Raw genomic sequence first — 9,031 nt, 5'->3', positions numbered from 1 at the left:
CGCCGAACTTCTTCGTCAATACAGTCGTAATCGCTGCTGTCAATGTCGTTTTACCGTGATCAACGTGACCAATCGTGCCGACGTTGACGTGCGGTTTGGTCCGTTCAAACTTACCTTTTGCCATGATTCTATCCTTACAAGATTAGTCAAATTGATTAAATATGAAGTGGTGCTCATGGGCAGGATCGAACTGCCGACCTCTCCCTTACCAAGGGAGTGCTCTACCACTGAGCCACATGAGCGAGACTGGGGAAACCTATGCTGGAGCGGGAGACGGGAATCGAACCCGCATCATTAGCTTGGAAGGCTAAGGTTCTACCACTAAACTACTCCCGCGCATGATTGCTTAGGAAGATACCCTTTGAAACACTATGGTGGGCAGGGCTGGATTCGAACCAGCGTACTCTGAGAGAACGGATTTACAGTCCGTCGCCTTTAACCACTCGGCCACCTACCCATAGAGAACGCGATTATCAAGGGTATTTAGAATTCTGTCAAGCACTTTGCGCAACATTTACATGATTTTGGCAGTACTTTTCATGAACATTCGAGCATTGCAGGACAAAAACCACAAAACCCATTAGACTGACGGCGATTTATTTTCTTTATTCTAACCATTTTTTTCATTGAGGTTGCGATGCTGTCACCCAAACGTATTATTAAGGCTTTCACCTATTCGATGAAAGGTTATAAAAGTGCATTAGAAACCGAGTCAGCGTTTCGAGACAATTTGATATTGGTGTCATTGGCTCAGCTGATTTGCCTCTTGCTACAGCCTGCGTGGTTTTTATGGCTGCTTTTTTTGGCATGTCACATCCTTTTGATTGTGTGTGAGTTATTCAATACCGCCATTGAGTATTTGGCCGATCAAATCAGTTTGGAACACCATGATTTGTTGGGCCGCGCGAAAGACGTCGGCAGTGCAGCTGTGTTCTCTGCCTTATTTTTGAATGCGGGCACACTGGCCGTGATTGTTTGGCAATTTTTCCAACCCTAAAAGTAGGAGTAACTCATGCGTTCACATGAAATTGATTACAAAGTCTTGGGCGAAGGCATGCAAATCGTCGAGATAGAATTAGACCCGAACGAGACCGTAATTGCCGAGGCTGGCTCCATGCTGTTTATGGAAGAAGGCATTACGTTCGAGACCAAAATGGGGGATGGCTCACAACCGACTCAAAGTACGTGGGGCAAGATTTTTCAGGCGGGCTCACGTGTATTGATGGGCGAGTCATTGTTCATGACACACTTCACAAACCGCGGCGGCGGCAGCAAGGCAAAAGTCGCATTCGCCGCGCCTTATCCCGGCACGATTAAGCCCGTGGATTTGGCTCAAATTAATGGCAACACATTGGTCGTGCAAAAAGACGCGTTTTTGTGTGCTGCATTGGGTACAAGCATTTCGATTCACTTTAACCGTCGTTTTGGGGCTGGCTTATTTGGTGGTGAAGGCTTTATCCTCGAAAAAATCCAAGGCGATGGCATGGCGTTCATCCATTCTGGCGGTGTGGTGATTGAACGTCAATTGAACAACGAAACATTGCGCGTAGACACGGGCTGCGTGGTGGCATTTGAGCCGCAGTTAAGCTTTGATATCGAAAAATCAGGTAGCTTGAAATCCATGGTTTTCGGCGGCGAAGGCCTTTTTCTCGCGACTTTGAAAGGCACAGGCAAAGTATGGATTCAGTCACTACCCATTTCTAAACTCATCGCACGCCTCTCGCCCATGGGCGGCAACGCTGGTGCAGAGAGTGGCTCTGTATTGGGCTCATTTGGTAGTATTTTTAAAGATTAGGTTAAATCGTGGGTCAGCGTTTGCTGACCCATTTTTAACCAACACCCAGCCGCCACAACGAGGTAACTTCTTTGCCGCGAGCACTGTGCAACGGATCACTTTTGTCAAAAACCTTGCCATGTTTGGGTTTGACATCGAGCTTACCCAACACAATCAAACCAGCAGCCTCAATCCATGCAAGCAACTCTTGACGCAACCGCAAACCCAAATGCTCAGCCAAATCAGAGAGGATAAGCCACCCCTCCCCGCCAACATCCAAATGAGCAGCCAAACCATTTAAAAAGCCCTTGAGCATCCGACTGTCCGGGTCATACACAGCATGTTCAATCGGCGCGTTCGCCTTTGCAGGCAGCCATGGCGGATTGCAAACAATAAGCTGCGCCTTTGATTCATTTGTAGGAAATAAATCCGCCGCTTGCAATACAATCTTTGCCGAGAAACCCATACGCGTTAGATTCTCAGAAGCGCAACGCAACGCTCGCTCATCCATATCTGTTGCGACAATACGCTCAACGCCTCGCTTGGCCAAAACAGCAGAAAGCACGCCCGAACCTGCTCCGATATCAAATGCCAACGAAACGCTCGAGGACAGCGGTGTGCGCGCTACTAACTCAACATATTCACCGCGCACTGGTGAAAAAACACCATAGTACGGATGAATCGTGTCATTGAGCGCCTCCACAAACACGCCTTTTTTACGCCATTCGTGTGCCCCGATTAAACCTTGCAACTCACGCAGAGACAAGACCATCACCCCACAAAATGCCCCAAACGATTCATTTAATGCCAACACTACATCGGGCGCACGACGTAAATTCACACGATACGACTCATCCACCTCAATCAGCACCAAACCCAAAATTCTTGCACGCTGAATCTGCGCTGCACGATTTCGGTGAAAGGCCTCTGTAGGCGAATCAGCAATTTTGGCTTTTTTCTGACGCGCTTTATCTACGCGACGCGCCAAGGCTTGCAGCAACTGTTTTGCATTTTGAAAATCCCCGCGCCAGAGCAAACCCACTCCCTCACAGACCAAGCGATAAGCCACATCCGCAGCCAATGTATCATCGGCCAACACCACTCGCTTGGGGGGTGCGGCATTGGCCTCTGATTGCCAAATTGCCATCCGAGGCTTGTCGTTTTCTGTCCAATTAATGAATGCTGAGTTTGGTATGGTCATTGTTCTGTTGTGGCAAATGCTGATAAAGGTGCATCATAACAAACCCCGCCATCATGGCGGGGGTTTAACTTCACTTAAACAGGCCAAACAGCGACCTAATAAAACACAATACATTCACTCGACAGTACAAAGGCTTGGCCACAACAACAAACAGATAAAGTTAACAATACAAAGCCTTCACATTTCATTAACTCACAGCTCAGTCAAGCAAAAGACCACTGATTATGACTCATGACTGATCATGATGTGCCTTGGACATGTGTAATCTTCCAGAGCATAGCCAGATAAATCTTTGCCGTAGCCTGAGCGTTTCAAACCACCATGGGGCATTTCTGAGACGAGCATAAAGTGCGTATTCACCCAAGTACAACCATACTGCAATTTCGCCGACACACGCATCGCACGACCTATGTCACGCGTCCAAACGCTTGAGGCCAAACCATAGTCTGACTGATTCGCCAAACGAACCACTTCATCCTCAGTACCAAACACCGTTACCGACACTACAGGGCCAAACACCTCACGGCAGACAATCTCATCATCTTGACGTGCATTAGCAATCACCGTCGGTACGTAGAAAAAACCATTGCCATCAAGCTTCATACCGCCCGTGGTGATTTCGATGTATTTTTGTGCAGCAGCGCGCTCAACGAAGCTGGCGACGCGCTCTTGTTGACGTTGCGAGATCAATGGGCCCATTTCCAAATCTTCGCTACTGTACTGCATGCCTGATTAATTGACGATACCGCACTGGTTAGTTCAGCGACGAAGGTGTCGTACACTTTTTTCTGCACATAAATGCGACAGGCCGCCGTACAGTCCTGCCCAGCATTGTAAAAGCCAAACACCTTAATACCCTCCACCACCGAGGAAATATTCGCATCATCAAAGACAATCACTGGGGCTTTTCCGCCTAACTCTAAATGCGTGCGTTTAAGGGTTTGCGTTGCAGCTTGCAGCATTTTTTGCCCTGTGCTGATGTCACCCGTAAGCGAAATCATGCGCACATCGGGATGATTAACAAGTGGCGAACCGACAGAATCTCCGCGCCCTGTGATGACATTCACCACACCCTTTGGCAACACGTCAGCCAAATGAGTCGCCAACGCCAACGCCGTCAACGGCGTCTGCTCGGATGGCTTCAAAACCACCGTATTACCCGCTGCAATAGCAGGCGCGAGTTTCCAAGCCGCCATTAACAATGGATAGTTCCATGGCGCAATCGACGCCACCACCCCAATCGGGTCACGACGTATAAAGCTGGTGAAATTCGGCAAATACTCACCTGCCAAAGGCCCTGTTTGCTGACGCACCGCCCCTGCGAAAAATCGAAACACATCGGCAATCGCGGGAATCTCATCATTACGCGCAGCATTAATGGGCTTGCCGCAATTGGTCGACTCAAGTTGCGCTAACCTGTCACCATTTGCTTCAATCCAATCAGCAATCACCAACAATACATCCCCACGCTCCTTGGGTGTTGTCTCGCGCCATGTCTCAAATGCCGCCGTTGCGGCATTCACCGCCGCCTCGACCTGCCCCGAGTCTGCCTCATTCACCACGCAGACCACTTCGCCCGAGGCGGGATTGATGATGGATTCTTCTGGGCCTTGGCCTTGAACCAGTTGGCCATTGATGAGTAATTGATTCGGATACATGCTATCTCCTGTGCAAATGGTGTAGGCAAAAGGCCAATCACCGATGAGGCAGTATAAGCAACATCGCAGCGCAACAACAAGCGAAAAACCCGCAAAGCCAAGATGACTTTACGGGTTTTCATGGGGCTGTCGTGAAAAAACGCTGACGCACCATTATTCAGACAACTGAACTCACAAAATATACTGTGATAGGTTCTCATCCTTTATTAATGTGCCCAAACGAGCGTCAACAAACGCGGCATCAATACTCACCGTTTTACCTTCATACTCATGCGCCTTGTACGAAACCTCTTCGAGTAGCTTTTCCATCACAGTGTGTAAGCGACGCGCACCGATATTTTCAGACTTGGCATTCACCTCACAAGCCATCTGTGCGAGTCGTTTGACGCCATCATCAGTGAATTCAACTGTGACGTTTTCGGTGGCGAGCAAAGCCGCGTATTGTTTGGTCAAGCACGCATCCGTTCCTGTCAAAATTGCGCAAAAATCGGCTTCGGTCAATGAAGACAACTCGACCCGAATCGGAAAACGACCTTGCAGCTCAGGAATCAAGTCCGAAGGCTTGGATAAGTGAAAAGCCCCCGATGCAATGAACAAAATATGATCGGTTTTAATCAAACCGTATTTCGTTGTCACGCTCGTGCCTTCAACCAATGGCAGCAAATCACGCTGCACACCTTGGCGAGAGACTTCGCCACTGCTGTTGCTGTTTTTGCCAGAGATTTTGTCAAACTCGTCAATAAACACAATGCCGTTTTGCTCAACAGCCTCGACCGCCAGTGCACGCACTTCATCTTCATTGACCATTTTGACGGCTTCTTCATCAACGAGCATTTTGTACGCGTCTTTGACTTTCATTTTCTTTGTCGTGGTTTTGCCTGCGCCGATGTTGGCAAACATGCCGCGCAGTTGCTCGGCCATCTCCTCCATACCAGGCGGGCTCATGACGTCAAACTGAGCTGCTCCTGCAGACACATCAATATCAATTTCTTTGTCATCTAACTCGCCTTCACGCAGTTTTTTGCGGAATTTTTGGCGCGCAACCGAATCAACGTCAGCGCGTGAGTATTCGCCAGTGGTCACATCTCTTGCGGGTGGCAGCAACGCGTCAAGAATACGGTCTTCGGCAGCGTCTTCGGCGCGGGTTTTCATGAGTTTAGCGGCAGCAGCGCGGGCATTTTTGACCGCGACTTCAGTTAGGTCTTTGATGATGGATTCAACATCTTTACCGACATAGCCGACTTCGGTGAATTTGGTCGCCTCAACTTTAATGAATGGCGCACCCGCCAATCGCGCGAGGCGACGAGCAATTTCAGTTTTACCTACACCAGTCGGCCCCATCATGAGGATGTTTTTCGGTGTAACTTCGATGCGCATGGCTTCAGAGAGTTGACTGCGCCTCCAGCGACTGCGCATGGCCAATGCTACAGCTTTTTTGGCATCAAGCTGACCGACAATGTGCTTGTCAAGCTCAGAAACAATTTCTTGCGGGGTCATGTTAAAAACGTTGTTAGACATAAGGACTTTCTTCGAGTGTCGAACAAATGGCTCAATGCTTCGATTGCATTGACCTCCATTCAATCAGAGTGTTTCAATGGTGTGGTTTTGATTGGTGTAGATGCAGATGTCACCCGCAATCTCAAGCGATTTTTTCACAATCACTCCGGGAGCAAGCTCGGTGTTATGCAGCAAGGCCAACGCCGCCGACTGCGCAAACGCACCACCTGAACCAATGGCGATTAAACCATGCTCAGGCTCAAGCACGTCGCCGTTGCCCGTGATGATGAGAGAGGCTGTTTTATCCGCCACGGCAAGCATCGCCTCCAGACGACGCAGCACTCGATCCGTGCGCCAATCTTTGGTTAAATCAATCGCCGCTCGTGTCAGATGACCATTGTGCTTTTCCAGCTTTTCTTCAAATCGTTCAAATAAGGTAAACGCATCGGCTGTCGCACCCGCGAATCCTGCAAGTACCTGACCGTTGTATAGTTTACGCACCTTACGCGCCGTGCCTTTGACAATGGTATTGCCCAAGGTCACTTGGCCATCACCGCCAATGGCCACCAAATCTCCGCGTCGTACTGAGACAATCGTCGTACCGTGGTATTGTTCCATCTATGTTCTCCTTAGAATATTGTGTACATGGCGTCATCTATAAAAAAATCAAGGATGCCCGCAGACATCCTTGATCAAATTTAAATCATTTTTTGCAACTTACTTTAAGCTATTACCTAATATTTTTTGCCATCAGGCGAGAGTGTTAACAAAATGTTTTTACTCACATCATTCGCTTTTAATTTGCCATCAATATGAACCAAAATTTGCGGTTTACCTGTTGATAAATTACTATCCATGCGAATACCACTGACTTGGTACACGGAATACTTTTCATCCATTTTTGGTTTTAACGTGTCGATGTTTTTTTGAATCGCAGCATAATCAATGCCACTGACAGGATAAACCACGTCACTCAATTTAAAGGATTCCGCATCGCCAGAGACCGAAATTTCTACAGGAATAGGGCCTTCGATTTTGCCAGTTTTCATATCCATGCGATAACCAACTGCTTTTTTATCATTGGCAGGGTCTTGGATTTTGAGATCGCAAGTTTTCATTTCACCGCCTTTAGCCCCTTTATAATTAACCAATCCCTTTTGCATCAATCGTCTCGGGAAGGGCATAGTAAGTGTTGAAATCCAAAACCTTAAAATCTTGCCCAATTTTTTCCTTATAAGCGTTCAAGCATGCTGCAGGTCCATCCGTCAGGGTGCATTTATAAGTATTTTCTGATTTGGCAGTCGCAGGAACTGAAGCTGATGCGGTTTTTGATGGCTCTGACAACTTATCATCAGGTTTTGACTGATTAACAAGCAGTCAAAACCAATGCACCGATTACAGCAAAACCTGTTAATTTTAAATTAATTGCTTTCATTTAATAGCCTCCACTAAAGCACCGCGTTAAAAAATCGTTCCGACTTAATTCTTAAAACTCACTCAATCACCGTACATTTTTTGTACTTTTTCACGACGCTCTTGAGCTTCCAGCGAAAGAGTGGCCGTTGGACGCGCGAGTAGGCGACCCACACCAATCGGTTCTCCCGTCTCCTCGCACCAGCCATAATCACCCGAGTCAATACGCTCGATTGCCTGAGCAATTTTCTTGAGTAGTTTGCGCTCACGGTCTCTGGTGCGAAGCTCCAATGCGTGCTCTTCTTCAATCGTGGCACGGTCAGCAGGGTCAGGCACCACTTCGTTCTCGCGCAAGTGTTCGGTGGTGTCATCTGCGTTTTGCAACAACTCCGCTTCCATATCAAGTAACCGCTGCTTAAAGAAAGCCAGCTGCACGTCATTCATATAGTCTTTGACAGGCATTTTGAGAAGTTTTTCTTCCGTGATACCGCCTTTTCGATCTTGCGCCATAAATAACCTCTTTAAAATATCCAATTAAACTGTTGGCATCCGACTCATGCCGTGCAAGCCTCGATTTGAGCCCTCATCTGCGCCACAGGTAAATCATGCCCCCACAACCAAAATTGAGTTTTCGGTGCATCAATGCCCTGCCAAAACCCCACCAAATCAACCGCCCAAAGATGGCAAATGGATTGCACATAAAGCGGCGATGGCTCGCTTTTTAGGCAAATCATGGCCTGCAAGCGCAGCAGCTGGTTGGCATACTGCGCACGCCAATCATCGAGCACATGGCGCAATTTTTCGCCATCAAGCTGCAGCTCAAACGACAAATATACCACTTTACGTGTACCCCATGCATCTGAATCGGCTTTTTTTATCGGCTGACGCCACTGCGGGGCATCACTGGCATAGGCATGGATGGGTAGAAGCAAATCGGCGTCCTGCGAGAAACCATCGTCAATCCACACAGCCAAAGGATTAACCGCACGCATATACGGCACAAAATCTGGCTTATAAACATCACCATCAAAGCTCAGCACCCGATCAGCGAACAGCATCCGCTCGCGTGCCAATCCATCGGGTAAATTGTCCCATAACCGATCAAGCTGCATAAGCATCAACACTTCGTCGAATTTTGCCCCGTGGCTTGGTAAATCCATCAACATGCGCTGCACCCATAGTGCGACGCTGGCGCGTGCTGGCAATATAAAAATGAGCTTCTGAGCCGACGTGGCTTGCGCATTGGTCACTCGCAACGTCACTTGATTGTCAACATCATCGTCATAAACCACCTCCCCTTTCATGACATGACAGGACAAACCTCCTCGTGCATAAGCCGTATGCTCATGAGCCACCACACGAATGGTTTGATCCATATGCGCTTGTGCAAGCTGACGAGCCCACATCGGGATGCGAGGGTTAAAATCAATGTCGTTCTGATTTTCAAACCAAAGTGCCACAGACAACGGTGTTTTCATAACTTCTCCA

Annotated in this window: 11 protein-coding genes and 3 tRNA genes; 2 read left to right on the top strand and 12 right to left on the bottom strand. The window is 48.2% G+C overall.

What is annotated here, in order from left to right; translation table 11 throughout:
- The 4 genes from IE082_RS10540 to IE082_RS10525 all read right to left on the bottom strand — a co-directional run.
- Positions 1-124 (bottom strand): GTP-binding protein (locus IE082_RS10540; RefSeq protein ID WP_229809745.1); only part of this gene is annotated, 124 nt, incomplete at its 3' end.
- Positions 125-167: 43 nt separating this feature from the next.
- Positions 168-242: transfer RNA gene (locus tag IE082_RS10535), tRNA-Thr, on the bottom strand.
- A 20-nt stretch (positions 243-262) separates the two neighbouring features.
- Positions 263-336: transfer RNA gene (locus tag IE082_RS10530), tRNA-Gly, on the bottom strand.
- A 36-nt stretch (positions 337-372) separates the two neighbouring features.
- A tRNA-Tyr gene (locus tag IE082_RS10525) sits at positions 373-457 on the bottom strand.
- Positions 458-637: 180 nt separating this feature from the next.
- Here IE082_RS10525 and IE082_RS10520 point away from each other — a divergent pair.
- Both IE082_RS10520 and IE082_RS10515 read left to right on the top strand, forming a co-directional pair.
- On the top strand, positions 638-997 hold the full coding sequence (locus IE082_RS10520) for a diacylglycerol kinase (RefSeq protein ID WP_189493871.1): 360 nt from the start codon (positions 638-640) through the stop codon (positions 995-997).
- A 15-nt stretch (positions 998-1,012) separates the two neighbouring features.
- Positions 1,013-1,795, top strand: coding sequence for a TIGR00266 family protein (locus IE082_RS10515; RefSeq protein ID WP_189493870.1), 783 nt, complete (start codon positions 1,013-1,015; stop codon positions 1,793-1,795).
- A gap of 34 nt (positions 1,796-1,829) precedes the next feature.
- On the opposite strand, the gene IE082_RS10510 is transcribed toward IE082_RS10515, so the two are convergent.
- The 8 genes from IE082_RS10510 to IE082_RS10480 all read right to left on the bottom strand — a co-directional run bounded on the left by IE082_RS10510 (position 1,830) and on the right by IE082_RS10480 (position 9,021).
- Positions 1,830-2,975, bottom strand: coding sequence for a methyltransferase (locus IE082_RS10510; RefSeq protein WP_189493869.1), 1,146 nt, complete (start codon positions 2,973-2,975; stop codon positions 1,830-1,832).
- 222 nt (positions 2,976-3,197) lie between these two features.
- Positions 3,198-3,674: an aldehyde dehydrogenase family protein gene (locus IE082_RS11375; RefSeq protein WP_268244698.1), complete on the bottom strand. Its 477-nt coding sequence runs from the start codon at positions 3,672-3,674 to the stop codon at positions 3,198-3,200.
- Positions 3,662-4,633 carry an aldehyde dehydrogenase family protein gene (locus tag IE082_RS10505; RefSeq protein WP_268244697.1) on the bottom strand — a complete coding sequence of 324 codons (972 nt, stop codon included), beginning with the start codon at positions 4,631-4,633 and terminating at the stop codon, positions 3,662-3,664. Before IE082_RS10505 ends, IE082_RS11375 begins: the two co-directional genes overlap by 13 nt.
- Positions 4,634-4,804: 171 nt before the next feature.
- The gene (gene hslU, locus IE082_RS10500) at positions 4,805-6,151 is read right to left on the bottom strand and encodes an ATP-dependent protease ATPase subunit HslU (protein WP_189493868.1); all 1,347 of its coding nucleotides are present in this window, start codon (positions 6,149-6,151) and stop codon (positions 4,805-4,807) included.
- Between the two features lie 63 nt (positions 6,152-6,214).
- Positions 6,215-6,748, bottom strand: coding sequence for an ATP-dependent protease subunit HslV (gene hslV, locus IE082_RS10495; RefSeq protein WP_189493867.1), 534 nt, complete (start codon positions 6,746-6,748; stop codon positions 6,215-6,217).
- A 116-nt stretch (positions 6,749-6,864) separates the two neighbouring features.
- The gene (locus IE082_RS10490; protein WP_189493866.1) at positions 6,865-7,353 is read right to left on the bottom strand and encodes a hypothetical protein; all 489 of its coding nucleotides are present in this window, start codon (positions 7,351-7,353) and stop codon (positions 6,865-6,867) included.
- 274 nt (positions 7,354-7,627) lie between these two features.
- Positions 7,628-8,053 (bottom strand): RNA polymerase-binding protein DksA, encoded by a 426-nt coding sequence (gene dksA, locus IE082_RS10485; RefSeq protein ID WP_189493865.1) that lies wholly within the window; start codon positions 8,051-8,053, stop codon positions 7,628-7,630.
- 44 nt (positions 8,054-8,097) lie between these two features.
- Positions 8,098-9,021, bottom strand: coding sequence for a GTP-binding protein (locus IE082_RS10480; RefSeq protein ID WP_189493864.1), 924 nt, complete (start codon positions 9,019-9,021; stop codon positions 8,098-8,100).
- Between the last annotated feature and the right edge of the window lie 10 nt (positions 9,022-9,031).

Origin of the sequence: Formosimonas limnophila, assembly GCF_014652675.1 — a bacterium.
In the GTDB taxonomy this organism is placed as follows: domain Bacteria; phylum Pseudomonadota; class Gammaproteobacteria; order Burkholderiales; family Burkholderiaceae; genus Hydromonas; species Hydromonas limnophila.
This window is presented reverse-complemented; position numbering and strand designations above follow the sequence as displayed.